The 26,174-nt window shown below is 70.3% G+C and carries 24 protein-coding genes; 4 read left to right on the forward strand and 20 right to left on the reverse strand.

From position 1 onward, the window contains the following. Positions 1-86 precede the first annotated feature (86 nt). The 3 genes from treS to glgB all read left to right on the forward strand — a co-directional run bounded on the left by treS (position 87) and on the right by glgB (position 6,149). The gene (gene treS / locus RM479_RS05080; RefSeq protein WP_311510555.1) at positions 87-2,123 is read left to right on the forward strand and encodes a maltose alpha-D-glucosyltransferase; all 2,037 of its coding nucleotides are present in this window, start codon (positions 87-89) and stop codon (positions 2,121-2,123) included. A 1-nt stretch (position 2,124) separates the two neighbouring features. Beyond that, complete coding sequence (locus tag RM479_RS05085; protein WP_311510556.1) at positions 2,125-3,510, forward strand: maltokinase N-terminal cap-like domain-containing protein; 1,386 nt, start codon at positions 2,125-2,127, stop codon at positions 3,508-3,510. Between the two features lie 485 nt (positions 3,511-3,995). Then, positions 3,996-6,149, forward strand: a complete 2,154-nt coding sequence (gene glgB, locus RM479_RS05090; RefSeq protein WP_311510725.1) for a 1,4-alpha-glucan branching protein GlgB — start codon at positions 3,996-3,998, stop codon at positions 6,147-6,149. 52 nt (positions 6,150-6,201) lie between these two features. On the opposite strand, the gene RM479_RS05095 is transcribed toward glgB, so the two are convergent. From RM479_RS05095 to rpsB, 6 genes are all read right to left on the reverse strand, one after another. Beyond that, positions 6,202-7,353: a pyridoxal phosphate-dependent aminotransferase gene (locus tag RM479_RS05095; RefSeq protein WP_311510557.1), complete on the reverse strand. Its 1,152-nt coding sequence runs from the start codon at positions 7,351-7,353 to the stop codon at positions 6,202-6,204. 289 nt (positions 7,354-7,642) lie between these two features. Next, a complete protein-coding gene (locus RM479_RS05100; RefSeq protein WP_311510558.1) occupies positions 7,643-8,593 on the reverse strand; it encodes a phosphatidate cytidylyltransferase in 951 nt (316 codons plus the stop codon). 3 nt (positions 8,594-8,596) lie between these two features. After that, on the reverse strand, positions 8,597-9,154 hold the full coding sequence (gene frr, locus RM479_RS05105) for a ribosome recycling factor (protein WP_311510559.1): 558 nt from the start codon (positions 9,152-9,154) through the stop codon (positions 8,597-8,599). A 61-nt stretch (positions 9,155-9,215) separates the two neighbouring features. Continuing rightward, positions 9,216-9,941 carry a UMP kinase gene (pyrH, locus tag RM479_RS05110; RefSeq protein ID WP_274809376.1) on the reverse strand — a complete coding sequence of 242 codons (726 nt, stop codon included), beginning with the start codon at positions 9,939-9,941 and terminating at the stop codon, positions 9,216-9,218. Between the two features lie 182 nt (positions 9,942-10,123). Then, on the reverse strand, positions 10,124-10,960 hold the full coding sequence (gene tsf, locus RM479_RS05115; RefSeq protein ID WP_311510560.1) for a translation elongation factor Ts: 837 nt from the start codon (positions 10,958-10,960) through the stop codon (positions 10,124-10,126). Positions 10,961-11,080: 120 nt separating this feature from the next. Further along, positions 11,081-12,043 carry a 30S ribosomal protein S2 gene (rpsB, locus tag RM479_RS05120; protein WP_311510561.1) on the reverse strand — a complete coding sequence of 321 codons (963 nt, stop codon included), beginning with the start codon at positions 12,041-12,043 and terminating at the stop codon, positions 11,081-11,083. Between the two features lie 280 nt (positions 12,044-12,323). Here rpsB and RM479_RS05125 point away from each other — a divergent pair, with 280 nt between their 5' ends. Continuing rightward, on the forward strand, positions 12,324-12,800 hold the full coding sequence (locus RM479_RS05125; RefSeq protein WP_311510562.1) for a M23 family metallopeptidase: 477 nt from the start codon (positions 12,324-12,326) through the stop codon (positions 12,798-12,800). Between the two features lie 505 nt (positions 12,801-13,305). Here RM479_RS05125 and RM479_RS05130 read toward each other — a convergent pair. The 14 genes from RM479_RS05130 to RM479_RS05195 form a co-directional block, all read right to left on the reverse strand. Then, a complete protein-coding gene (locus RM479_RS05130) occupies positions 13,306-14,184 on the reverse strand; it encodes a tyrosine recombinase XerC (protein ID WP_311510563.1) in 879 nt (292 codons plus the stop codon). After that, positions 14,181-14,537, reverse strand: coding sequence for a RidA family protein (locus RM479_RS05135; RefSeq protein ID WP_311510564.1), 357 nt, complete (start codon positions 14,535-14,537; stop codon positions 14,181-14,183). Before RM479_RS05135 ends, RM479_RS05130 begins: the two co-directional genes overlap by 4 nt. Positions 14,538-14,962: 425 nt before the next feature. Beyond that, positions 14,963-16,114, reverse strand: coding sequence for a DNA-processing protein DprA (locus RM479_RS05140; RefSeq protein ID WP_311510565.1), 1,152 nt, complete (start codon positions 16,112-16,114; stop codon positions 14,963-14,965). A 401-nt stretch (positions 16,115-16,515) separates the two neighbouring features. Beyond that, entirely contained in the window at positions 16,516-18,039 is a 1,524-nt protein-coding gene (locus RM479_RS05145) for a YifB family Mg chelatase-like AAA ATPase (RefSeq protein WP_311510726.1), read from the reverse strand. Between the two features lie 130 nt (positions 18,040-18,169). Beyond that, positions 18,170-18,535 (reverse strand): YraN family protein, encoded by a 366-nt coding sequence (locus RM479_RS05150; protein ID WP_311510566.1) that lies wholly within the window; start codon positions 18,533-18,535, stop codon positions 18,170-18,172. Positions 18,536-18,614: 79 nt separating this feature from the next. Next, the gene (locus RM479_RS05155) at positions 18,615-18,938 is read right to left on the reverse strand and encodes a DUF2469 domain-containing protein (protein ID WP_274809191.1); all 324 of its coding nucleotides are present in this window, start codon (positions 18,936-18,938) and stop codon (positions 18,615-18,617) included. 203 nt (positions 18,939-19,141) lie between these two features. Further along, entirely contained in the window at positions 19,142-19,999 is an 858-nt protein-coding gene (lepB, locus tag RM479_RS05160; RefSeq protein ID WP_311510567.1) for a signal peptidase I, read from the reverse strand. Positions 20,000-20,060: 61 nt separating this feature from the next. Beyond that, positions 20,061-20,420 carry a 50S ribosomal protein L19 gene (gene rplS, locus RM479_RS05165; RefSeq protein ID WP_274809193.1) on the reverse strand — a complete coding sequence of 120 codons (360 nt, stop codon included), beginning with the start codon at positions 20,418-20,420 and terminating at the stop codon, positions 20,061-20,063. Between the two features lie 215 nt (positions 20,421-20,635). Beyond that, positions 20,636-21,400 carry a tRNA (guanosine(37)-N1)-methyltransferase TrmD gene (trmD, locus tag RM479_RS05170; protein ID WP_311510568.1) on the reverse strand — a complete coding sequence of 255 codons (765 nt, stop codon included), beginning with the start codon at positions 21,398-21,400 and terminating at the stop codon, positions 20,636-20,638. A 10-nt stretch (positions 21,401-21,410) separates the two neighbouring features. Then, complete coding sequence (rimM, locus tag RM479_RS05175) at positions 21,411-21,923, reverse strand: ribosome maturation factor RimM (protein WP_311510569.1); 513 nt, start codon at positions 21,921-21,923, stop codon at positions 21,411-21,413. A 128-nt stretch (positions 21,924-22,051) separates the two neighbouring features. Then, the gene (locus RM479_RS05180; RefSeq protein ID WP_274809196.1) at positions 22,052-22,294 is read right to left on the reverse strand and encodes an RNA-binding protein; all 243 of its coding nucleotides are present in this window, start codon (positions 22,292-22,294) and stop codon (positions 22,052-22,054) included. Between the two features lies 1 nt (position 22,295). Continuing rightward, positions 22,296-22,739: a 30S ribosomal protein S16 gene (gene rpsP, locus RM479_RS05185; protein WP_274809197.1), complete on the reverse strand. Its 444-nt coding sequence runs from the start codon at positions 22,737-22,739 to the stop codon at positions 22,296-22,298. Positions 22,740-22,916: 177 nt separating this feature from the next. After that, positions 22,917-24,500: a signal recognition particle protein gene (gene ffh / locus RM479_RS05190; protein ID WP_311510570.1), complete on the reverse strand. Its 1,584-nt coding sequence runs from the start codon at positions 24,498-24,500 to the stop codon at positions 22,917-22,919. 183 nt (positions 24,501-24,683) lie between these two features. Further along, positions 24,684-25,886, reverse strand: coding sequence for a LolA-like protein (locus RM479_RS05195; protein ID WP_311510571.1), 1,203 nt, complete (start codon positions 25,884-25,886; stop codon positions 24,684-24,686). Positions 25,887-26,174: the final 288 nt, after the last annotated feature.

A 26,174-nucleotide genomic window follows, 5' to 3' on the forward strand; every position in this document is an offset into this window, starting at 1 on the left:
CACGGCGGAGGACATCCGCGGGTGCCCCTCCCATGCCCCGATGAGCCGTTGATCCGATGTCGAACATTCAGGGTGGGGAGCAGTAGATGAGCAACGACGAGTCCGGGCCGGGACGCAACGAACACCTCGCGCACGGTCCGCTCGCGCCGGCCACCGGGGCCGCCACAGGCCCGCTCATGTCCTCCGGCGGTACCGGTGATCCCCACTGGTACAAGCACGCCGTCTTCTACGAGGTACTCGCCCGGGGTTTCTTCGACTCCAACGGCGACGGCACCGGTGACCTCACCGGTCTGGTGCGCAAACTCGATTACCTCCAGTGGCTCGGTGTCGACTGCGTCTGGCTGTTGCCGATGTACGAGTCGCCCCTGCGCGACGGCGGGTACGACATCTCGGACTACTTCAAGGTCCTCCCCGAGTTCGGCACCACGGCCGACTTCGTGGAGCTGCTCGACGAGGCTCACCGGCGCGGCATCCGCGTGATCACCGACCTGGTGATGAACCACACCAGCGATCAGCACCCGTGGTTCAAGGCCTCCAGGGAGGACCCCGACGGCCCCTACGGCGACTTCTACGTGTGGTCCGACACCGATGAGCGCTACGAGGACGCCCGGATCATCTTCGTCGACACCGAGACGTCCAACTGGACCTACGACGAGGTCCGCGGCCAGTACTACTGGCACCGCTTCTTCTCCCACCAGCCCGACCTCAACTTCGAGAACCCCGCCGTCCAGGAGGCCATTCTGGAGGTCCTGCGCTACTGGCTGGACCTGGGCATCGACGGGTTCCGGTTGGACGCGGTGCCCTACCTGTACGAGCGCGAGGGCACCAACTGCGAGAACCTCAAGGAGACCCACGAGTTCCTCAAGCGGGTGCGCGCCGAGGTGGACCGGCTCTACCCCGGTCGGGTCCTGCTGAGCGAGGCCAACCAGTGGCCCTCCGACGTCGTCGACTACTTCGGCGACCACGAGTCCGGTGGCGACGAGTGCCACATGAACTTCCACTTCCCGCTGATGCCGCGCATGTTCATGGCGGTCCGGCAGGAGCAGCGGTTCCCGATCTCGGAGATCCTCGCCCAGACCCCGGAGATCCCGCGGAACTGCCAGTGGGCGATCTTCCTGCGCAACCACGACGAGCTGACCCTGGAGATGGTCACCGACGAGGAGCGCGACTACATGTACTCCGAGTACGCCAAGGATCCACGCATGCGCGCCAACGTGGGGATCCGCCGGCGGCTCGCCCCCCTGTTGGACAACGACCGCGACCAGATCGAACTGTTCACCGCCCTGTTGCTGTCCCTGCCCGGCTCCCCGGTGCTGTACTACGGCGACGAGATCGGCATGGGCGACAACATCTGGCTGGGCGACCGCGACGCCGTGCGCACGCCCATGCAGTGGAGCTCCGACCGCAACGCCGGGTTCTCCACCGGTGACCCTGGACGGCTGTACCTGCCGCTGATCCTCGACCCGGTCTACGGCTACCAGGCGGTCAACGTGGAGGCCCAGCGGGCCAACCCCGGTTCGCTGCTCCACTGGACGCGCCGGATGATCCAGATCCGCAAGCGCCACCCCGTGTTCGGCACCGGCGCGTTCACCGAGTTGAACGCCACCAACCCGAGCGTCCTGGCGTTCATCCGCGAGCACGGCGACGACCGCATGCTCTGTGTGAACAACCTGTCCAAGTACCCGCAGCCGGTGGAGCTGGACCTGTCCCGATACGCCGGGGTGAACCCCGTGGAGTGCGTGGGCGGGGTGCGCTTCCCCGCGATCGGCGAACTCCCGTACCTGCTCACCCTGCCCGGTCACGGCTTCTACTGGTTCCAGCTGCCCACCGCAGGCGCCGACCCCGAGCCGGCGGTCGCCCGTGAGGAGGACACGGCACCCTCCTACGGCCTGCCCGCGGCCGGGGTCAGTGCCAGGACCGCGCTGAGCGGGCGGGTCGGCCACACCCGCGACGCGCACCACACCATGGTCACCACGCCGCCCGCCGCCCCGACCGGCGAACCGCTCCGCCCCGGCGGATCCCCTCCTCCTCGGGGATCCGCGGTGACCGCACCGGGACCGACCATCCCGATGGCGGAGGGCACCGGCCCGGGTGTCGGCGAGAAGGGGAACAGGTCTGACTGACATGTCCCAACTCGAAGAGCTCCTGGCCGTCTGGCTGCCCCGACAACGCTGGTTCTCCGGCAAGGGCATCCCCATCCGACAGATCCGGATCGAGAGCCGGCACACCCTGGTGTCCGCCGGGCTCGAAGGTCCCGACCTCACCCTGCTCATCATCAAGACCGGGCAGCGCGGCCACGATTCCCGCTATCAGGTGCTGCTGGGGTCGCGCCCCTCGCGTTCCCTGCCCGCGGACCTGGCCGGCGCCGCCATCGGTGTCTGTCAGTCCCCGGGTGGGCGGCCACGGGTCATCTACGACGCCGCGCACGACGTCCAGCTGACGGCGATGCTGCTGGAACGGTTCGCCGCCCCGTCCGGGGCGGGCAGGGTCCGGTTCCGGACCCTGCCGGGGGAACGCGTCCGCACCGGTTCGGCCGGGCGGATGCTCACCGGCGAGCAGTCCAACACGTCGTTGGTGTTCGGCGAGGACTACGTCCTGAAGATGTTCCGACGGGTGTGGCCCGGTCCCAACCCGGATCTGGAACTCAACCGGGCGTTGTCGGGATCGCCCTACGTGGCCCGGCCCTGCGGGTGGATCGAGGCCGATCTGCCCGGGTACGCGGTGCCCACCACCCTGGCCATGCTCCAGACCTACATCCCCGGAGCGGTGGACGGGTGGGTGCTGGCCACCGCCTCCGCCGAGAAGCTCATGGGCGGGAGCGGGCGGGCGACGGAGACGTCCTTCGCCGAGGACGCCGCCCTGCTCGGGCGCACCACGGCGGAGGTGCACCGCTCCCTCGCCCGGACACTGCCCACGGACGTGCTGTCGGTGACGGCCGTGGCCGAGCTGGCCGACGCCATGGTGGAGCGATTGGCCATGGCCAGCGCCGAGGTACCCGAACTCGCCGAGCACGCGCCCCTGGTGATGGAGGCCTACTCCGAATTCGCCCGGGTCGACGAACCGCTGCCGATACAGCGCATCCACGGCGACTACCACCTGGGCCAGGTCATCCGCACCCGTTCCGGGGGCTGGGTCCTGCTCGACTTCGAAGGCGAGCCGACCGTCTCGGTCCGGGAGCGCAGGAGACCGTCCAGCCCCTTGCGGGACGTGGCCGGGATGTTGCGCTCCTTCGACTACGCCGCCGGATACCTGCTGGTCAAGCACCCCGGCGACGAGGAGTTGGAGTGGTCGGCCCGGGCCTGGGCCCGGAACAACCGCGAGGCGTTCTGCCGGGGGTACGCCGACGGCGGCGGAGCCGACCCGGACAAGCACCTGACCGTCCTGCGGGCCTTCGAGTTCGACAAGGCCGTGTACGAGGTGCTGTACGAGGCCCGTAACCGGCCGGACTGGCTGCGGGTCCCGTTGGAGTCCATCGCCGCGGGGGCCTCGAAGCCGCCGGTAGCCCGGTGATCGACGGCCCGCCGTCCGATCCGGGCGACGGGCCGTGCCGTTTTTCCCGTTCACCCACCGTCCCTGTTCACGAGCACCACGGAGCCGCATTGTCCTCGCCACGCAGCGAACAGCGTCCGCGCGCGACCACCGATGAGGAGACCGCGAAGAAGACCGAGAGCAAGGCCGCGTCCGCCGAGGCCGCGAAACCGGCGAAGAAGGCGACGCGCAAGGCCACCGCGGCGACCGTTCCGGAGCGGAAGCCGAAGCGCGGGTCCGGAAGCCGCAAGAAGGAGCCGGTGAGCACGGCGTCGGCCGAGAAGGCGACCCCGGTCACCGCATCCGCCAAGAAGACGACCTCGACCGCGTCGACCAAGAAGACGACCGCGGGCACGGCGCCGGCGAAGAAGGCGCCCGCCAAGGCGACCGCTTCGGCCGGGAAGGCGCCCGCGCGCAGGACGCCGGCCCGCCGGCCCGCCGGCCTCACGGCGGAGCTCGTCGCCGAGCTGGACCGCCTGGTCGACGGCCACCACCACGACCCGCACGCGGTGCTGGGCGTGCACACCCAGGGTCGGGGCACGGTGGTGCGCGCCCTGCGCCCCTCGGCGACCGAGGTCCACGTCGAGGTGGCCGGCGGCGAACGCGTGAAGGCCGACCACCTGCACCGGGGGGTGTTCGTCGCCAAGGTCCCCGGGAAGAAGCCGGGGGATCCGGTCGACTACCGGGTCGTCGCCCGTTACGAGAACGGCGACGAGCACGTCTCCGCCGACCCGTACCGCTTCGCGCCCACCATCGGCGACCTGGACCTGCACCTCATCGGCGAGGGCAGGCACGAGGAGCTGTGGCGGGCCCTGGGCGCGCACACCCGGACCCTGGAGGGCTCGGGGGGCGAGGTCTCCGGAACGTCCTTCTCCGTGTGGGCGCCCAACGCGCGCGGGGTGCGCGTGAGCGGCGACTTCAACCTGTGGAACGGCACCGGTCACCCCATGCGCAGCCTGGGCGGCACCGGTGTGTGGGAGCTGTTCGTCCCCGGGGTGGGCGACGGGACGCTGTACAAGTTCCAGGTGCTGGGGGTCGACGGGCACTGGCGGGACAAGGCCGACCCGATGGCCCGGGCCACCCAGACGCCGCCCGAGACGGCGTCGGTGGTGACGACGTCCGCGCACGTGTGGGGCGACCAGGAGTGGATGACCGAGCGCAAGGGCGTGGAGCCGCACCGGGCGCCGATGAGCGTGTACGAGGTGCACCTGGGGTCGTGGCGTCCCGGACTGGGCTATGCCGAACTGGCCGAACAGCTCGTCGAGTACGTCACCGAGATGGGGTTCACGCACGTGGAACTCCTGCCGGTGGCGGGGCACCCCTATGACGGTTCGTGGGGCTACCAGGTCACCTCCTACTACGCGCCCACGCCCCGGTTCGGGTCTCCGGACGAGTTCCGGCACCTGGTGGACTCGCTGCACCGGGCCGGGATCGGGGTCCTCCTCGACTGGGTGCCCGCGCACTTCCCCCGGGACGAGTGGGCGCTGGCCCGCTTCGACGGGACCGCGCTGTACGAGCACCCCGACCCGCGTCGGGGCGAGCACCCCGACTGGGGGACGCTCATCTTCAACTACGGGCGCACCGAGGTGCGCAACTTCCTCGTGGCCAACGCGCTGTACTGGCTGGAGGAGTTCCACATCGACGGGCTGCGCGTGGACGCGGTGGCCTCGATGCTGTACCTGGACTACTCGCGCGAGGACGGCGGGTGGGAGCCCAACGTGTTCGGCGGCCGGGAGAACCTGGAGGCGATCGACTTCATCAAGGAGCTCAACACGGTCGTCTACCGGCGCAATCCGCACGCGGTGATGATCGCCGAGGAGTCCACCGCCTATCCGGGGGTGACCCGACCGGTGGACCACGGCGGACTGGGGTTCGGGCTCAAGTGGAACATGGGGTGGATGCACGACACCCTGAAGTACATCGAGAAGGAGCCGATCCACCGCAAGTACCACCACGACGAGGTCACGTTCTCGATGGTGTACGCCTACAGCGAGAACTACGTGCTGCCGCTGTCGCACGACGAGGTGGTGCACGGCAAGGGGTCGCTGTTCAACAAGTCGCCGGGCGACGAGTGGCAGCGGGCCGCCGGCCTGCGGGCGCTGCTGGCGTTCATGTGGTCGCACCCGGGCAAGCAGCTGCTGTTCATGGGCGGGGAGATCGCCCAGGGCGATGAGTGGTCCCACCATGACGGGGTGCCGTGGTGGCTGTTGCGCTACGACCACCACGCGGGGGCGCAGCGGCTGGTCAAGGCGCTCAACGACCTGTACCGGCCGCGTCCCGCCCTGTGGTCCCTGGACACCGATCCGAGCGGCTTCCAGTGGTTGGACGGCGGCGACCGCGAGGGGAACACGCTGTCGTACGTGCGGCGCGGTGAGGACGGTTCGGCGCTGGTGTGCGCGGTGAACTTCTCGCCGGTACCGCGCACGGAGTGGCGGATCGGCCTGCCGTGGGAGGGGCGGTGGGCGTCGGTCCTCAACACCGACGAGGCCCGGTTCGGGGGGTCGGACCACCCGGCGCCCACGCACGTGGAGGCCGAGGTGCAGACCTGGCACGGGCAGCCGTTCTCCGCGGAGATCACGCTGCCGCCGCTGGGCGGGGTCTGGTTCGAGCACCGGCCCTAGCGGAGCGACGCGGCCCCGGACCGAAAGGCCCGGGGCCGCGCCCGTCATCCGCTCAGGTCCGGTGCCAGGCGGTGAGGCGCGAGACCGCCTCGTCCAGGACCTCGTCGCGTTTGCAGAAGGCGAAGCGGAGCAGGTGCTCCCCCTCCTTCGGGTGGTCGTAGAACACCTGCGCCGGGACGGCCGCCACCCCCGCCTCGCGGGGCAGCGCGCGGGCGATGTCGACACCGCTCTCGTACCCCAGCGGGCGGATGTCGGCCATGACGAAGTAGGTGCCCTCGCACACGCCCACGTCGAAGCCGGTCTCCGCCAGTCCCGCCGCGAGCCGGTCCCGCTTTCCCTGGAGGGCGTCGCGTTGGGCCGCGATCCACTCCCACTCGTTGTCGATGGCGTCGGCGATCGCGAGTTGGAGCGCGCCTCCGGCGCTGAACGTCAGGAACTGGTTGACCGTGCGCACCGCCGTGACCAGTGGTTCGGGTCCCATGACCCAGCCGGTCTTCCACCCCGTGACCGCGAACATCTTGCCGACGGAGGACACCGACACCGTGCGCTCGCGCATCCCCGGCAGGGTCGCCAGCGGCATGTGCGGCCTGCCGTCGAAGGCCAGGAACTCGTACACCTCGTCGGTGAACGCGAGGAGGTCGTGCTCGCGGCAGACCGCGGCGATGTGCTCCAGCTCCTCGGCGGTGAACACCGTCCCGGTCGGGTTGTGCGGGCTGTTGACCAGCACCATCCGGGTCCTGGGGCCCACGGCGGCGCGCAACTCGTCCGGGTCGAAGGTGAACCGGCCCGTCACCGGGTCCGGGCGCAGGGTGACCGAGCGGCGGACCCCTCCGGCCAGGGTGATCATCGCCGCGTAGGAGTCGTACATCGGCTCGAACACGATGACCTCGTCACCGCGTTCCACCAGCGCCAGGAGGGACGCGGCGATACCCGCCGTCGCCCCGACCGTGATGTACACGTCGGTGTCCGGGTCCAGATCGATCCCGTAGTGGCGGGACCGGTAGCGGGAGACGGCCTGACGCAGCTCCGGGCGCCCCTGCCCCGGCGGGTACTGGTTGACCCCCTCCAGGATGTTGCGGGAGGCCGCCTCCAGCAGGGAGCGCGGGCCGTCGGTGTCGGGGAATCCCTGGCCCAGGTTGACCGATCCGGTCTCCGTGGCCAGCCGTGTCATCTCGGCGAAGATCGTCTCGCCGTACGCGCGCATTCGTTCGATCAGGTGCAACTTCTACCTCGACAGTCCGGGGCGGCCCCGTCGGGTGTCCCTGGAGGACGCGGGGCGTCTTCGACCACCGTACGCCGGGTGCGAGCCCGGCACGGGACGGGCGCATCCCCGCCGGTCCTTCCGCGCGGCCCCCTGCCGCGTCGACCGGCCGGAACGTTCGACCAGCGGCTCCTCCACCCGCCGAGCGCATCCGCAGAGGCCCTCGGGAGACCCTCCGGGCATACGTGTGGGGCGGGACCCGAGGGTCCCGCCCCACACGCGCACCGGAGTGTCACAGGAGCAGGGTGAGCACGACCCACACCACCGGTCCGGCGATGAGCAGCGAGTCCATCCGGTCCATCAGACCGCCGTGGCCCGGCATGAACCGGCCCATGTCCTTGATCCCCAGGTCGCGCTTGAACAGCGACTCGATGAGATCGCCGACGGTGGCGGCCAGGACCACGGCCAGGCCGAGGACCACACCGACCCACCAGGGGCCGTCGAGCATCAGCGTCACGCACAGCGCGCCGGCGATGGCGCAACCGAGGACCGAGCCTCCGAAGCCCTCCCAGGTCTTGTTGGGGCTGATCACCGGCGCCATCTTGTGCCGGCCCAGGAGGATCCCGGCGAAGTAGCCGCCGATGTCGCTGGAGATCGTCACCACGATGAACGTCACCAGGCGGTACTGGCCGTCCTCCGGGTGGGCGATCAACAGCATCCACGTGCCCAACAGGAAGGGCAGGTAGAGCAGGGTGAACATGCTCGCGGAGGTGTCGGCCACGAACCCGTCCGCCCCGCCCCGCAACCGCCACACCAGGGCGGTGATCGCGGTGAGCGCGGTCGCCCCCAGCAGCCATTCCGTTCCGCCGAAGTAGGCGGCCGGCTGCATGGCGACGCCGCCGATCACCAAGGGGAGCACGGCCACGTCCATGCCCTTGCGGGCGAACGCGCGGTTGAGTTCGCGCATGCCGATCATCACCGCCGCGGCGGTGATGAACGTGAACAGCGCGGGAAGGGGGAAGACCGAGAAGAAGACCAGCGCGCCCAGAAGGCATCCGCTGGCGATGGCCACGGGGAGGTTGCGGCCGGTCTTGACCGGCTCGCCCCCCGGTTTGTGCAGCACGAAGCGCTGACCGGCGGCCTTGTCGGTCCCGTTGTCACCGGGACCGACCTGCTGAGTGTCGTCGGGTCTGTGCTCCGGCGAGTGGTCATCGCCTCCGGAGCCGCTGGAAGGAGTCGTCACCGGCTAGACCTCAAGGAGTTCCGATTCCTTGTGCTTGAGGAGCTCGTCGACGGCCGCGACGTACTTGTGGGACAGCTCGTCCAGCTCGGTCTGCGCACGGTGGGCGTCGTCCTCGCCGACCTCACCGGCCTTGACGGCCTTCTCGAAGCCGTCCTTGGCACGGCGACGGATGTTGCGGATCGAGATCTTGGCGTCCTCGCCCTTGGTGCGCGCGACCTTCACGTACTCCTTGCGGCGCTCCTCGGACAGGTCCGGGAAGACGACCCGGATGACCTGGCCGTCGTCAGAGGGGTTCACGCCGAGGTCGCTGTTGCGGATGGCGTTGATGATCGAGGTCCGGGAGTTGACGTCGAACGGCGAGATGACCACCATGCGCGGTTCGGGGACCGAGAAGGAGGCCAGCTGGTTGATCGGCGTCTGGGCACCGTAGTAGTCCACGGTGATCTTGTTGAACGTCGCCGGGGTGGGCCGCCCGGTACGGATCGCCGCGAAGTCCTCCTTGGCGACGGTGACGGCCTTCTCCATCTTCTCCTCGGCTTCGAGGAGGGTCTCTTCGATCATTGGGGCGCTCCCGGGTTCTCGGCTGTGGTGTGCGTGGCTTACTGGTGTCGCCGTGGCCGTCTCAGGCGGTGATCGGCCCGACGATCGTGCCGATCTTCTCACCGCGGACGGCGCGCAGGATGTTGCCCTGGCTCATCAGGTCGAAGACGACGATGGGCAGCCCGTTGTCCATGCACAGGCTGACGGCGGTGGCGTCCATGACCTTGAGGCCGCGGGTGAGGACCTCGTTGTAGTTGAGCTTGTCGAACTTGACCGCGTCCGGGTTGCGCTGGGGGTCGGAGTCGTAGACCCCGTCGACCTGGGTGCCCTTGAGGACGGCCTGGGCGCCGATCTCCAGGGCGCGCTGGGCCGCGGTCGTGTCCGTGGAGAAGAACGGGGCGCCCAGACCGGCGCCGAAGATGACCACACGGCCCTTCTCCAGATGGCGGACGGCGCGGCGGGGGATGTAGGCCTCGGCGACCTGGCTCATGTGGATGGCGGTCTGGACACGGGTGTCCACGCCGAGGCGCTCCAGGAAGTCCTGGAGGGCGAGACAGTTGATGACGGTGCCGAGCATGCCCATGTAGTCGGCGCGACCGCGCTCGATGCCGCCCTCGGTGAGCTGGGCGCCGCGGAACATGTTGCCGCCCCCGACGACGACGGCGACCTGGATGCCCTCGGACACGGCCTCGGCGATGGACTCGGCGACGTACTGGACGACCTCCGGGTCGATGCCCAGGCCGCCTCCGCCGGCGAACGCCTCGCCTGAGAGTTTGAGCATCACGCGCTTCCAACCGGTGTCGTGCATGGCGGTTGCGGTGTTCGTCGCTGCGTTCACGGCCTGTGGCCTCCCTTGTCGTCCCCGAGTGGCACAGGGTCCCCCGAGTGATCCTGCTGCGGGCGGTGGGGCTCACATGCCCCAAAATCGCCCATATCCACCGAAGGTGCCGGGGAAAGTCGTTCTCCCCGGCACCTCCATCATGTCAAAACCTAGGCCTGGCCGACCTTGAAGCGGGCGAAGCGCTTGACCGTGACGCCGGCGGCGTCGACGACCTGCTGGACCGACTTCTTGTTCTCCTTGACGAACGGCTGGCCGAGCAGCGTCACGTCCTTGAAGAAGCCGTTGAGGCGACCCTCGACGATCTTGGGGATGGCCTGCTCGGGCTTCCCCTCCTCGCGGGTGGTCTGCTCGGCGATGCGGCGCTCGTTCTCGACGACCTCGGCGGGCACCTCGTCCTTGGAGACGTACTGCGGGGCCATCGCGGCGATCTGCTGCGCGAGGTCCTTGCCGACCTCCTCGTTCACCGTGTCCAGCTCGACCAGGACGCCCATGGTCGGGGGCAGGTCCGGGTCGGACTTGTGCAGGTAGGCGGAGACGTAGGCGCCGTCGAACTTGGCGAAGCGGCGGAACTCCAGCTTCTCGCCGATGATCGCGCTCTTCTCCTCGATGTAGCCCTGGAGGGTCTTCCCGGGCTCGATCTCGGCGGCGGCGACGGTGGCCAGGTCGTCGCTGTCCTGAGCGGCGACGAAGTCGGCGACCTGGTCGGCCAGCTCGATGAACTGCGCGTTCTTGGCGACGAAGTCGGTCTCACAGTTGAGCTCGATGAGGGTGGCCTTGCCCTCGCCCTGCTGGCGGAGGACGACCGTGCCCTGGGCGGCGGTGCGGCCCGCGCGCTTGTCGACGGACTTGGCGCCCTTGATGCGCAGGGCCTCGACGGCCTTGTCGAAGTCGCCGTCGGCCTCGGTCAGGGCCTTCTTGCAGTCCATCATGCCCGCGCCGGTCATGTCGCGCAGCTTCTTGACGTCCGCGGCGGTGAAGTTCGCCATGACTGTTGGATTCCCTTGGAGTGTCTGTACGGAAGATGAGTGGTCCGTACACCCCGCGAGCCGCCCCACCCGGACGGGGTGGGGCGGCACCGGGGTGTCGTGGTCCCGAAGGACCGTCTACTACTCGGCGGCCGGGGTCTCTTCGGCGGCGGGAGCCTCGTCCGCGGCGGGGGTCTCGTCCGCAACGGGGGCCTCGGCGGCAGGGGCCTCGTCCGCGGCGGGAGCCTCGGAGTCGATGGCGGCCTGCACCTCGGGCGCGGGGGTCTCGACCGGAGCCTCGACGAGGTCCTTCTCGACCTCGGCGGAGTCGGCGGTCTCGGCCTTGCCTTCGAGGAGCTCGCGCTCCCACTCGGCCAGGGGCTCCTCGGCGGACTTCTGCTCACCGGCGCCGGAGCGGGCCAGCAGACCGTCGGCGACGGCGTCGGCGATCACGCGGGTCAGCAGGCTGACACTGCGGATGGCGTCGTCGTTACCCGGGATCGGGTAGTCGACCTCGTCCGGGTCGCAGTTGGTGTCCAGGATCGCGACGACCGGAATGTTGAGCTTCCGGGCCTCGCTGATCGCGATGTGCTCCTTCTTGGTGTCCACGATCCACACGGCGCTGGGCACGCGGGTCATGTCGCGGATACCACCGAGGGTGCGCTCCAGCTTCTCCTTCTCACGACGGAGGTTGAGGAGCTCCTTCTTGGTGAGCGAGGAGCCGGCGACGTCGTCGAAGTCGATCTCCTCCAGCTCCTTGAGGCGCTGGAGCCGCTTGTGCACGGTGGAGAAGTTGGTGAGCATGCCGCCCAGCCAACGCTGGTTGACGAAGGGCATGCCGACGCGGCGGGCCTGCTCGTCGATGGCCTCCTGCGCCTGCTTCTTGGTGCCGACGAACAGGACGGTGCCACCGTGGGCCACCGTCTGCTTGACGAACTCGTAGGCGCGGTCGATGTGCGCCAGCGACTTCTGGAGGTCGATGATGTAGATGCCGTTGCGCTCCGTGAGGATGAAGCGCTTCATCTTCGGGTTCCAGCGACGGGTCTGGTGCCCGAAGTGGACGCCGCTCTCCAGGAGCTGGCGGGTAGTCACGACTGTGGCCATGACGGGTCCTCCTCGTGGTGGCGGGGATAGGGCTCCCCGCCTTCGGTTGTTCCTGACGCCCCGGACGCACCGCCACCCCGCCGAAGCGGTGTGGACCGTGGGTGCGCCCCCTCCCGAGGGAGGCCGGTGGACGTGCGTAGTGTGTTCGGCCCGACGGGCCAACGATGATTCTATCCTCCGCGGGGAACGGGCGGGACCTGCGTCGGAGACCGGGAGCGCGGTCGTCCACAGGTTCGGGGAGGGGCCGGCGCCTCGGACCTCCGAAAGCGACCCTGGAAGCATGCGCTCTCTCCTGCTCCTCCTGCTCTGCCTTCTCTTCCTCTCCCCCGTTGCGGTGGCCGCGGAGACCGTGTGGCGATGGCCGCTGGATCCGCCTCCGCAGGTGCTGCGCCCCTTCGAACCGCCCGAGTTCCGCTGGTCGCCCGGCCACCGGGGGGTGGACCTGACGGCCGGGCCCGCGCAGGAGGTGCTGGCGGCCGGAAGCGGTCGCGTCCACTTCGCGGGCACGGTGGCCGGCACGCCCGTGGTGTCGATCTCCCACGGCGAACTGCGCACCACCTACCTTCCGGTGGAGAGCGACCTGGTCCGCGGAGACCCGGTGACGATCGGCCAGGTCATCGGCACGATCGCGGCCGAACCCCGCCACTGCCCGGACCGCGTGTGCCTCCACTGGGGGCTGCGCCGCGGCCCCGACTACCTCGACCCCCTGTCGCTCCTGGGGCCCATCGACGTCCGCCTCCTCCCCCGCTCCCGGTGACCGAGCGAACCTGGGAACCCGATACATCCCCTTTCCGAAGAAAAGCCCGATTCGCCGTTCTTCACAGAATTTTCTACCGAAACACATCGGAGGAAAGGGATTTCATGCCCGGATGCGAGGTCGGCGTCAATGCTCGCGACGCCTGCCGAGCAGGGGGAACCGGCTGAGTACACGCCTCCGGCGCCACCACCCCAGGGGAATGGGAAATGACTGAGATCACAACACCGAAACCCGGGAGGCCCCGTTCATCGACCACCCGGCCCTCCACCCGTGGTTCACGGCCGGGTGTGGGACATCCGCCTGTCGTGTGGGAGTCATGGTCGTGCTGGTGGCGGTGCCGACGGATGTCCGCGACCGCCGCCGGAACATACCGCGGATCCTCCGTTGGGCGACGCGGATGTGGCACCGCGGGTCGACGGCCACCGGACGCGGGCCGGTGCCGGGGTGCGCGGAGGACGGGGCGGAAGGCATGGTCAAGCGCAGAGGTCGGCTCGGGGGGCGGCGGTCAGGCGCGGGGGTGGGCACGGCGGTAGACGTCTCTCAGGCGGTCGGCGGAGACGTGGGTGTAGATCTGGGTGCTGCGGGGGCTGGCGTGTCCCAGGAACTCCTGGACGCTGCGCAGGTCGGCGCCGCCGTTGAGCAGGTGGGTGGCGGCGCTGTGGCGCAGGTCGTGCGGAGCGGCGTCCAGACCTGTGGCCCGCAGGTGGGCATGCACGTCCTCGCGGGCGCGGCGCACGTTCAGTCGGCCGCCACGGGCACCCAGGAGCAGGGCCGTGCCACTGGCCCGCACGGCCAGTGCGGGGCGTCCGGTGGCGAGCCAGTCGTCGAGGGCGTCCAGGGCCGGGGCTCCGACCGGAACGGTGCGTTCCTTGTCGCCCTTGCCCAGGACCCGGATCGTGTTGCGGGCGCGGTCGACGTCGGCCAGGTCCAGGGCGCACAGCTCGGCGACCCGGACACCGGTGGCGTAGAGCAGTTCCACCACCGCGCGCCGTCGGACGCCCACCGGGGTGTCGTCGACCGGTCGGGACAGCGCCGCCTCGGCCTGTCCTTCGTCGAGGACGGTGGGCAGGGTGCGCCGTTGGGTCGGGGCGGACAGGCGGGGCCCCGGGTCGGCGGCGAGCACACCCTCACGGTGCAGGTAGCGGGTGAAGGCGCGCACGGCCGCCACCCGGCGGGCGATGGTGGAGCGTTCGGCGCCCTCGTCGCGGGTGCGGGACAGCCACCCGCGCACCACCGGGACGTCCAGGTCGGCGACCTCCAGCCCCTGCTCCTCCAGGTACCCCAGGAGGGAGCGCAGGTCGGCGAGGTAGCCCCGCACGGTGTGCTGGGACCGGCCCAGTTCGCCCGACAGGTGGACGGCGAAACCCTCCGACGAGTCGCTCATCGGTCCTGGGGCAGGCAGGCGACCCCGTCGACCTCCACCATGTAGGTGGGGTCGATGAGACCGCTCACCTCCACCAGGGTCGAGGTCGGGAGGTGGCCGGCGGGCAGGGTGTCCACGAGCGCGCTCCGGAACTCCTCCAGGTCGCTGATGTGCCGCAGGTAGTAGGTCGCCTTCACCAGGTGGCCCAGGTCCGCGCCGTGCCGGGCCAGGATCTCCTCCATGTTGCGCAGGACCTGGCGGGTCTGGCCGCCGATGTCCCCGGCGACCTCTCCGTCCGGCCCCAGGGGGATCTGGCCCGAGATGAACAGGAGCGGGCCGTCGGCGATCAGGGCGTCACTGTAGGGCTTGGCCATGTCCGCACGGTATCAGCGCTCCCACCTCGGGAGGGTGAGCCGAACCGCACCTTGAGCGGGTTCGGCCCCACCGAAGACGCCCCGACCGACAAGGGCACGGGAGATCGCCCTGAAGGCCGCCACGGACCGGGCCGGCAGGAACGCGATGGTGCCCTCGCGCGTGGTCGGCGGGTCTCGGGAGACCGTCCAGAGGCCCGCGGTCCCTGGACGGGGGTCGGCGGCCCCTGGGCCGCCGCCGAGGCCGTGCGTCCCCGGTTCGCGTCCGACCGCGACGTGAGGCGGGCGCCGGGACCCCGTTCGCCCATCCCGGCACCGCGCGCGACCGCCTCCCGAGGTTCACGGGTCACCCGGATCGACCCGCGCACACCCCAGGCTCGGTGGACGCCCGAGAGCCTGCCGTACCCGGTCGCTCACGACCGGGTGCGTCAACGGGGCAGCCTCCATCCGGTGGGGCAGCGCTCCACCAGTCCGGCGGCGGCCAACAGTCCCAGTGACCGCATCGTGGGTTCGAGGCCCTGCCCGCAGGCCTGGGCGATGACCGCCGGACCGCTGCCGTTCCGGGAGACCGCGTCCAGTACCCGGGCGCTCTCGGGGGTCAGTTCGGTGACGACCCTGACCGGCCCGGGCGGGACGTCGCCGAGGGGGCCGATCTGGGCCAGTACGTCGTCGGCGTTGGTGACACAGCCCGCCTGCCGGTCGCGCAGCAGCAGGTGGCATCCCACCGACATCGCCGAGGTGACCGGGCCGGGGACGGCCATGAGCACCCGGTGCAGGTCGACGGCGTGCGAGGCCGTGTTGAGCGCCCCGCTGCGCCGCCCCGCCTCCACCACCACCGTGCCGGGGGTGAGCGCGGCGATGAGTCGGTTGCGGATCAGGAAGTCCTTGGCCCGGGGCACCGCGCCGACGGGGCGTTCGCTCACCAGGACCCCGGTGCGGGCGATGTCGGCGAACATCCCGGCGTGCCCGCGGGGGTAGTCCACGTCCAGGCCGCAGGCGAGCACGACCACGGTGGAGCCCGCCGCGTGGGCAGCCCGGTGCGCGGCGCCGTCGATGCCGTAGGCGCCGCCGGAGACCACGACGACGGAGCGCTCGGCCAGGTCGTAGGCGAGTTCGGCGGCGATGTGCTCACCGTAGGCGGTGGCCGACCGGGCTCCGACGATGGCCACCGAGCGCAGGCACAGGTTGCGCAGATCCCCGCCGCCGCGCACCCACAGCCCGTGGGAGCGGCGTCCGCCGGGCGCCTGGAGTTCGTTCAGCCGCCCGGGCCATTCGGGGTCCGTGGGGGCCACGAACCTGATCCCGGCGGCGGCCGACGCCGCCATCAACGCGTCGACGTCCACCCGTGCCGCCGCCGTGTGCCAGCGCCGCCAGTGGGCCGCCGATCGTTCCGGGTCGACCATCCGAGGTCCGTCGCCGGGGACCTCGTCGACCGTCGGCGGCGGAGCCCCCGCCACCAGTTCCGCCCACACCCGGGCCGCCCCGTGTTCGGCGAGCATCATCCCCAGCCACGGGTCCCCCGGCGGCACCACCGTCGTCAACCCGGCCAACGCCCGCACGTCCGTCCGGTCCTCACCCATCGTCGACCTCCGTCAACCCGACATCCACCCGCACACCGCACCGACGACACGCCCTGCCCGCGAAGCGCACCGGGCCGGTGAGGGCGTGGCCCCCGGCATGGCGGTCACCCGTTCGTCTCCGGCCCCACCGGAATCGAGGCGACCACCCGCGGTCCGGTGGCGTGGGAACACCCCGCCCCTTCGACACCACTCGGCGGTGCGCACCGGTGGCCGACCGCCCGGCCGTTCGCGTCGACGGCGCGGCCCGCACGGCGCCCGCGATGACCGACCGGAGCCCGGCCGCCCGTTCGACCACCCCACCGAGCGGCCCGCCCGCGCGTCCGACGGGCGCGGTGCCGGGCCGCCACGACCCTCGGGGACCGACGGACGGTGTCCTCGACCAAAGGCGGGCACACGGTTCATCAGGCGCGACCGGACCACAGGGCGAAGGCATAGGCCACCTCCTCCTCTCCGGGGCGGTCGCGGTCGGCCAGGTCGGCCAGGGTCCAGGCGACCCGCAGGGTGCGGTCGACCCCTCGTGCGCTGATCCGGCCCTGATCCAGGGCCAGGCCCAGGATCCGCAACGCGCCCTGCTCCACCGGGAAGTCCCGGCGCAGGTGGGCGCCGGGCACCTGGGAGTTGGTGCTCCACGGTGTCCCGGCGAGGCGACGGGCGGCGCGTTCCCTGGCCGCCGACACCCGGGCGGCCACCACCGCCGAGGACTCGGCGAAGGCGCGGTCGGCGAGCAGCTCCGCCCGGCCCACCTGGGGCAGTTCGACCTTGAGGTCGATCCGGTCCAGCAGCGGACCGGAGATCCGTGAGAAGTAGCGCCGCCGTTCGCCCGCCGGACACTCGCAGAGCGTGCCCGGCCTGGCGCACGGACAGGGGTTGGCCGCCAGGACCAGCTGGAATCGGGCCGGGAAGGTGACCGTGGAGGAGGCGCGGGCCAGCACCACCTCGCCGCGTTCGAGGGGTTCGCGCAGGGAGTCCAGGACACCCCGCCCGAACTGGGGCGCCTCGTCCACGAACAGCACCCCCTGGTGTGCCTTGGACACCCACCCCGGTACCGGGTGCCCGCTGCCACCGCCGATGATCGCCGAACGGGTGGACGTGTGGTGGGGCGCCGCGAACGGCGGCATCGTCACCAGGGGCGCGCCTTCCGGCAGCAGGCCGGCCACCGAGTGGATGGCGGTGGCCTCCAACGCCGCCGTGGGCTCCAGACGGGGCAGGACCGTGGGGAGCCGTTCGGCCAGCAGGCTCTTCCCTGTCCCCGGAGGTCCGAGCATCATGAGGTTGTGACCGCCCGCGGCGGCGATCTCCACCGCCCGGCGGGCCACCGGCTGCCCCAGCACATCGGCCAGGTCGGGTTCCACGGCGGCGGGCCGGCACGGCCGGGGCGCCACCGGGTCCGGGGCTCGGGTCTGCGGCGGGATCCCCTCCCGCGCCCAGAGGCAGAGGTCCTCCAGGGAGTCCACCGCGATGACCTCGATGTCGGGGACCAGTGAGGCCTCGGCGGCGTTGCCCCGGGCGACGACGAAGCGGTCGTGGCCGCGTTCGCGGGCGGCGATCACCGCCGGCAGCACCCCGCGCACCGGTCGGGCCCGCCCGTCCAGTCCGAGTTCGGCGATGAGGACGGAACCCGCCAGGGGGTCCGGTGGGATGGAGCCCTCGGCGGCGAGAACGGCGGCGGCGATGGCCAGGTCGAAGAGGCTGCCCGACTTGGGCAGGCTGGCCGGGGACAGACTGATGGTGATCTGCCCGCTGGGCCACGCCTCGCCGCTGTTGGCCAGCGCGGCCCGGATGCGGTCCCGGGCCTCGCGCAGCGCCGCGTCGGGCAGGCCCACCAGGGTGACGCCGGGATCGCCCCCGCCCAGGTGCACCTCGATCTCGACGATGTGCCCCTCGACCCCGAGCAACGCGACGCAGTGCGTGCGGGAGAGCGTGATCACGGCGTCCTCCGTTCGCGGAGGGGTCCGTCGCGCCGGGGGGTTCGCCCGGACGTCGATACCGCGCCCGGTGCGGACGGGGTGTCCCGGTGTGGGGTGGCGGCCGTGTGACGGCCAGGGGGGTGCGGGGTCATGCCATCCCCCGCTCGTGGGAGATGAACACACGTCCGTCGGTGATGAGCACGCCCAGGCCGTCGATGCGCAGAGGGTGGCACCGCACGCGGCGGGCCCGGGCCCAGGCGCGGCCGAGGCCGCGCAGCCGTTGGCGTTTGCGTCGTCCGATGGCCTCTATCGGGTGGCCGTGGCCGAGCCGGGTCCGGGTCTTGACCTCGGCGACGACCAGGACCGGTCCGTCCCGGGCCACGATGTCGATCTCCCCGGCGGGGGACCGCCAGTTGCGGTCCACCACGCGTATCCCGGAGCGTTCCAGGAACACGGCGGCCAGCTCTTCGCCGAGGCCGCCCAGTTCCCTGCGATACGCGGCGTGCGCATCCATGTCGACCACCTCCCGTTACCACGGTCGGTGATCGGGCGCTCCCCCGCCAGGGGCGATCTTTCTCTGTGGATAACCGGGGTCAGTCCCGGCCCTCCGCAGGGGGCAGTTCGAGGTCGGCCTTGGTTATCTCCTCGACGTTGACGTCCTTGAACGTCACAACCCGGACATTACGGACGAACCTGGCTGGGCGGTACATGTCCCACACCCAGGCGTCCTCCATCACGACCTCGAAGTACATCTCCCCGTTCTCGGTGGAACGCGGTTGCAGATCGACGTGGTTGGTCAGGTAGAACCGCCGCTCGGTCTCCACGACGTAGCCGAACAGCCCCACGACGTCCCGGTACTCGCGATAGAGCTGTAGCTCCATCTCGGCCTCGTACTTCTCCAGGTCCTCAGAACTCATCCACGCGCTCGCTTTCGTCAGCACTCTCCGGGCGGGGTCGTCCGGTGCCTCCTGTCATCTGTACGGCGTCGGCCTCCACTGTCGTTCCCAACGGGGGGAGACCCGGGGACGTTCCGCAGAAGACCTGGGATCCATCATGCGTCACGGAACGGACTTTCGTGCCCGGACGAGAGGATTTCCTCATCCGGATGCCCGCGAGGGACTCAGGCGTCGTCGTTCAAGCGTGCGAACGTCTCCGGAGCCCCGAGTCCGCCGGCCTGGTCGAAGGGCCAGATGATCACGAAGGCCCGACCCACCACGTGGTCGATCGGTACCGCGCCGCCCCCGGGGTTGCCCTGGTTGCGCCGGGAGTCCGCCGAGATCGCCCGGTGGTCGCCCATCACCCATACGTGCCCGTCGGGGACCGTGACCGGCCCGAACTCCTCGTGCGTGGCCAGGCTGCCCGGATAGAGGTAGTCCTCCTCGTCCAGGGGGACACCGTTGACCGTGACCCGCTGCTCGTCACAGCACTCCACGACGTCGCCCGGCAGCCCGATGACCCGCTTGATGTACTCCTTGCCGGTGGGGGCCGCGCCCATCTGCTGCTGCACCCAGGTGAAGCCGCGCGAGAGCGGGTTGGTCGGCTCGGGGACCACAACGGTGTTCGGGTCGTCCCACGACCCGTCCCCGTTGAAGACCACGACCTCACCGTGACGGATGTCCCTGATCTCGTAGACGACCTTGTTGACGAGCACGCGGTCACCGACGAGCAGGGTGTTCTCCATCGACCCGGAGGGGATGTAGAAGGCCTGCATCACCCAGGTCCTGATCACGAACGCCAGTACCACGGCGATCACGATGAGGATGGGCAGTTCCTTCCAGAACGACCCCTGCTTGTCCTTGCTCATCTCCGGATCCGCCATCTCCTCCGCCTCGCCGTCCGCTTCTTCGGAGACAGCACTGGCTCCCGAGTCGTCGGAGACTCGGGAGCCAGTGGTGGAGCCGTGCTCCTCCGGGCCGGGCCGGGCGGAATCCTCGTCCTGAACCCCGTCCGCGCCGGGGTCCCTGTCGTCTTTGTTCATCGTGCCGAAGCTTATACCGCGCGGGAAACCGCCGGTATGACTTCGGAGAGGAAGCGGACGACTACCGGGAGATGGGCTCGCGGCGCTCGCGGATGCGGGCGGCCTTGCCGCGCAGATCGCGCAGGTAGTACAGCTTGGCGCGACGCACGCGGCCACGGGCGGCGACCTCGTACTTGTCGATCGCCGGGGTGTGGATCGGGAAGGTCCGCTCCACGCCGACGCCGTAGCTCACCTTGCGGATGGTGAAGGTCTCCCGGTTGCCGGAGCCCTGACGGCGGATGACAACGCCCTTGAAGACCTGGACACGGGTACGGGTGCCCTCGGTCACGCGCACGTGAACGTTGAGGGTGTCACCGGGGCGGAACTCCGGGACGTCGGAACGCAGCTGGGCCTTCTCCAGCTCCTGAATGGCGGTGTGCATCTCGCGAATCCTCATCAATAGCGCGCCGCGACCGGCCCCGCACCGAAAGGAGCGGGGACGCGCGGGCGATGGCCCTGATACGGGTCTGACTGTCGAACCGCCCGGGTGACCGACACAGAGGCCGACGTCGTGCCGCCGGCATGCGGATGCCTAGGGGTCACCAAGGGGGAACCCACCCAGTCTGCCACATCCCCGGCGGCGGGCCGAACCATCGCTCAGCCGGCCCCGTCGTGGTCCTTCTCCGCCAGGACCTCCCGGTCCCGTCGGTCCAGGCCCTCCTCCGGCATGGCGGCCACCAGGTCGGGGCGGTTACGCGCGGTCTTGCGCAGCGCCTGGTCGCGCCGCCACCGGTCGACCGCCCCGTGGTTGCCCGACAGCAGGATCGGCGGCACCTCGTGGCCGCGCCAGGTGGCGGGCTTGGTGTACACGGGCCCCTCCACCAGGTTCTCCATGCCACCGGAGGCGAAGGAGTCCTGCACCGCCGACTCCTTGTTGCCGAGCACGCCGGGGAGCAGGCGGGTGATCGCCTCCACCATGACCAGTGTCGCCGACTCACCGCCGTTGAGGACGTAGTCGCCGATGCTGATCTCCTCGACCGGCATCCGCGCGGCGGCGTCCTGTGCGACCCGGGAGTCGATGCCCTCGTAGCGACCGCACCCGAACACCAGGTGCCCCTCCCCCGCCAGCCGTTCGGCGTCGGCCTGCCGGAAGGGGCGACCGCTGGGGGTGGGCAGGATGAGCCGGGCGGATGCGTCGCCGATCACGGAGTCCAGTGCCTCACCCCACGGTTCGGGTTTCATCACCATGCCGGGGCCCCCTCCGTAGGGGGTGTCGTCCACGGTGTTGTGCCGGTCGTGGGTCCACGAACGCAGGTCGTGGACGTGCACGTCCAGCAGTCCGGAGGTGCGCGCCCTGCCGATGAGGGACAGGTCCAGGGGGGCGAAGTAGTCGGGGAAGATGCTGATGATGTCGATGCGCACGGTGCGCCCTTCAGTCGGCGAGGTCGAGCAGCCCCGGGGGCGGGTCCAGGACGATCCGGCCGCCGGACACGTCCACCTCGGGGACCAACGCGGCGACGAACGGGACGAGCACCTCACGGCCACCGGGCCCGGACAGCACCAGCAGGTCCTGCGCGTGGTGCAGCACGTCGTCCACGGTGCCGATCTCCTCGCCGCCGGTGGTGACGGCGGTCAGGCCGATGAGCTCGTGGTCGTGGAACTCGTCCGGGTCGTCGGTGGGCGCGATGTGCTCGGAGTCGACGAGAAGGCTGACGCCGCGCAACCCCTCGGCGGCGTCGCGGTCACCGACGCCCTTGAACCGCACCAGCAGACGACCGCTGTGCACGCGCACGGCCGCGATGGTCAACGGCGCGCCACCGGGACGGTCGGTCTCCAGGGCGGAGCCGACGACGAATCTCTCCTCGGGGGTGTCGGTGCGCACGTCGACCGCGACGTCACCGCGAATACCGTGGGCACGGCCGATCCTGCCGACCACCAAACGCATGGGAACTCCGTCCTTGCCTCCCGCCCTCTTCCCAGGGGTGCGGGGAAAAACCATGCCCGGGACCGTGATGGCCCCGGGCACGACTGCGGGGGTGCCGACCGGCTACGGTCGGCACCCCCGGAGGCGCATCAGCGTACTTCGTTCAGGTCCAGCAGATCCACGCGGACGTAGCGACCGCCGGCCAGCGAACCGATGACGGTGCGCAGGGCCTTGGCGGTACGTCCGTTACGGCCGATCACCTTGCCGAGGTCGTCGGGGTGCACCCGGACCTCCAGGACTTTGCCCTTGCGGAGTCTCTTGACCCGCACCTGGACATCGTCGGCGTTCGCAACGATCCCCTTCACGAGGTGCTCAAGCGCCTCTTCCAGCACGTCAGGCCTCGCCCTCGGACTTCTCGGCCTCAGCGGTCTCGGCGGCGGGCTTCTCCGCCTTCTTCTTCGGAGCGGCGGTCTTCTTCTCGGCGCCCGGGAGCACGAGCTCCTTCAGAGCGGCCTGGAAGGCGGCCTCCTTGGCCTCCGGGTCCTTCGGCTCGGCGACCTGGAGCGGGGCCGGCGCGGCCAGACCCTTGAACTTCTGCCAGTCGCCGGTCTTGCGGAGGAGGACCTTGACCGCGTCGGAGGGCTGGGCGCCCACGCCGAGCCAGTACTGGACCCGCTCGGAGTCCACCTGGATCAGGCTCGGGTGCTCCTTGGGGTGGTACTTGCCGATCTCCTCGATCGCCTTGCCGTCACGCTTGGTGCGGGAGTCGGCGACGACGATGCGGTACTGGGGCGTACGGATCTTGCCCATACGCTTGAGCTTCAGTTTGACAGCCACTGGAGTGGTCTTCTCCCGATTAACGGTTGAGGCGCCCGATGAGCGGCCACGTGGGGTTGTGGTACCCACCGGAACAGACGTGGGTGCGGGCTAGTTAGAGGGCCGGCCCGACACCGTTAGTCGACTACTCATTGTGCCAGACGCGGACGTGTTCCTTGGCCGGCCCGACGGCGTGGCCTACTTCTCAGGGAACTTGAAGTTCGACAGGTCGGGCATGTTGGGCTGGTTTCCCCCGAAAGCGGGAGGCAGCGAGGGCTGCCCTCCGCCGCCGAGCCCCGGCGGCAGCTGCGGCGGAGCGTTCTCGGCCTGCTCCTGGCGGCGCCGCTCGCGCTCCAGCTCCTGCTGGCGCGCCTTCATGGGGTTGCCGCTGCGCTGTTTGCCCTTCTTCTTCTTGGTCTGGACCTTGGCCTTCTTGCGGCCTCCGCCCATCCCCGGCATGCCGGGGATCCCGGGCATGCCGCCGTTCTTCATCTTGCGCATCATCTTCTGCGCTTCGAAGAACCGGGTGACGAGCCCGTTGACGTCGCCGACCTGGGTGCCCGAACCGTTGGCGATGCGCAGCCGACGCGAGCCGTTGATCATCTTCGGGTTGGCCCGCTCACCGGGGGTCATCGACTGGATGATCGCCTGGATGCGGTCCAGGGCCTTGTCGTCGATGTTGTCGATCTGGTCGCGCATCTGACCCATGCCCGGCATCATGCCGAGCAGGTTGCCGATGGGGCCGAGCTTGCGGACCATCTGCATCTGCTGGAGGAAGTCGTCGAGCGTGAAGTCCTCGTCCGAGGCCATCGTCGAGGCCATCTTCTGGACCTCGGCCTCGTCGAACGTGCGCTGCGCCTGCTCGATGAGCGTGAGCACGTCACCCATGTCCAGGATGCGCGAGGCCATCCGGTCCGGGTGGAAGAGGTCGAAGTCGTCCAGCTTCTCGCCGGTGGAGGCGAACATGATGGGACGGCCGGTGATGTGCCGGATGGACAGCGCGGCACCACCGCGCGCGTCGCCGTCCAGCTTGGTGAGGGCGACCGCGTCGTAGCCGACCCCGTCGAGGAAGGCCTGAGCGGTGTTGACGGCGTCCTGACCGATCATCGCGTCCACGACGAAGATGATCTCGTCGGGGCTGACGGCGTCCCGGATGTCGGCCGCCTGCTTCATCATCTCGGTGTCCACACCGAGACGACCGGCGGTGTCGATGACGACCACGTTGTGGTTGTTGCGCTCGGCGAACTCGATCGACAGCCGCGCGACCTCGACCGGGTCGCCGACGCCGTTGCCGGGTTCGGGCGCGAAGACGGGAGCGCCGGCGCGCTCGCCGACCACTTGGAGCTGGGTGACCGCGTTGGGCCGCTGGAGGTCGGCGGCGACCAGCAGGGGGGTGTTGCGCTGCGCGGCCAGCCACTTGGCGAGCTTGCCCGCGAGAGTGGTCTTACCGGCGCCCTGGAGACCCGCCAGCATGATGACGGTGGGCGGATTCTTGGCGAAGCGGACCTGTCGGGTCTCACCACCGAGGATCTCGACGAGTTCCTCGTTGACGATCTTGATGACCTGCTGCGCCGGGTTGAGGGCCTTGGAGACCTCCTCGCCCCGGGACCGCTCCTTGATCCGCGCGATGAAATCACGGACCACGGGCAGCGCGACGTCCGCCTCCAGCAGGGCGAGACGGATCTCCCGCGCGGTCGCGTTGATGTCCTCCTCGGACAGGCGCCCCTTGCCTCGCAGCGAGGAGAAGACCGATGTCAGCCGGTCGGAAAGCGTCTCGAACACGAGTGTGGCCAGTCCTTCGTCTCGGAATTGGTCTCTCAGCCTACCCGGACCTCGTCCCACCGTCGGAAACCCGTCGGGGCACCGTGGGGGCGGGAGGTCGGGAAGACGGGAGGGCGAAGGAGAGGAGGGACGGGCGTCCCGTCCCTCCTCTCGCGTGCGTCAGGCGTTCGACCGATCGTCCGGTCAGTTGCCGCCGTCCTCTTCGCTCTCGTCCTCGGAGGGCTCCTCGGCACCGGACAGGGTGGCCTCGCGCTGCTCGTCCAGCGCCTCCAGCATGCTCTCCTGCTGACCGCCGGTCAGGCCGCTGGTGCTCAGGGTGGCGCTGCCGTCGATCGTGTAGGTCTGCTGGGTGGAGCTGACGATGTTGTAGTCGGCGCCGCACGACAGGTCCAGCGTGCCGCCGGCCTCCAGGGTGCCGCTGTCGCTACAGGTCTTCTCGCCGATCTCGGAGTTGCTGAACGTCACGTCCATGCGCACGGCGACCTTGCCGCTACCGGTCCCGGCCGCGTCGCGAACGGTCCCGGACCAGGTGCAGTTGGGGCCGTCCTCGCAGGTCATGTCCGCCTGGCCCTCCCAGCCGACCTCGATGCGGGCGTCGCGGGAGGAACCGAGTTCGTCCGTGGTCGCGGCGATGACACCGTCGTAGAGCTCCTCGACGGCGGTGGTCTCGGCCTCCGCCAGGTCCAGGCGCACCTGCGGTCCGGTCTCGCCCTCCGGCGGGACGAGTTCCTCGATGGCGATGCGCTTGACCTGACCGGTCTCGGCGTCGATCCACATCTGGTTGCGCTCGCCGGCCAGATCGACGCGGTGGGTGAGGGTGCCGTCCAGGTTCTCCTCGACCGCCTCGTCCGACTCCAGTTCCAGACCGCCGAGGATCTCCGCCAGCACCGGCGGAGCGAGCACGGCGCTGGGGTTGATGCCCGCCTGAGCGCTGGAGGCCCGCACCCAGTTGTCGTTGAACTCGTCGAAATCGGGGGCGAAGACGCCCTGGTCGAGCCAGAAGTCCTCCAGGGCGCGGATGAAGATCCGCCCGTCGGCGCTGATGACGTCGGCCTCGATGCTGCCGGAGCGGATGGTGCCGCTGGCGGTGCCGCCGTCGGCGACGGTGAGCGAGGTGTCGCGCACGTCGGCGCCGACGCTCTCGGCGATCTGGCCTGTGGCGACGAGGCCCTGGTAATCGGAGAGGTCGCTCAGGGCCTGATCCACCAAGGGCGCGGCGGCGACGGGCTCGGCCGTTTCGGGGCTGGGCTCGGGCTCCCCGCCACCGGGGCGCAGGTTGCTCAGATCGATGGAGCACCCGGCCAGGCCGAGCACGACCGTGGCGCTCGCCGCGGCGAGCACGACGTGCCCGCCTCTGCGAAGTCCGTTGTGATTGACCGGCGCCATCTTGCCTCCTGACCCCGTATCCACGGGGCACGTACGAATCAGCGTGGGTTCTTCCGGGAGTCGGGCGGGGTGAGCGCCCCGACCCGCGCGTCCCTTGGGATGCGCCCGTGCGCCCCCGGGTTCCGGTCGGACGCGTCGGCGGTTCCGTGGTCGGCCGCGCGATCGGCCGTGACGGCGTTCGGTTCCTCCGCCGTACCACCCGCACCGCGTGGCAAGGGTATCGAACCGAGACCCGGCACACGGCCAATAACGCTCCATGAATGGCCACATATGACACGAAATACGTGA

This window comes from Nocardiopsis lambiniae (assembly GCF_031845465.1).
GTDB lineage: Bacteria > Actinomycetota > Actinomycetes > Streptosporangiales > Streptosporangiaceae > Nocardiopsis > Nocardiopsis lambiniae.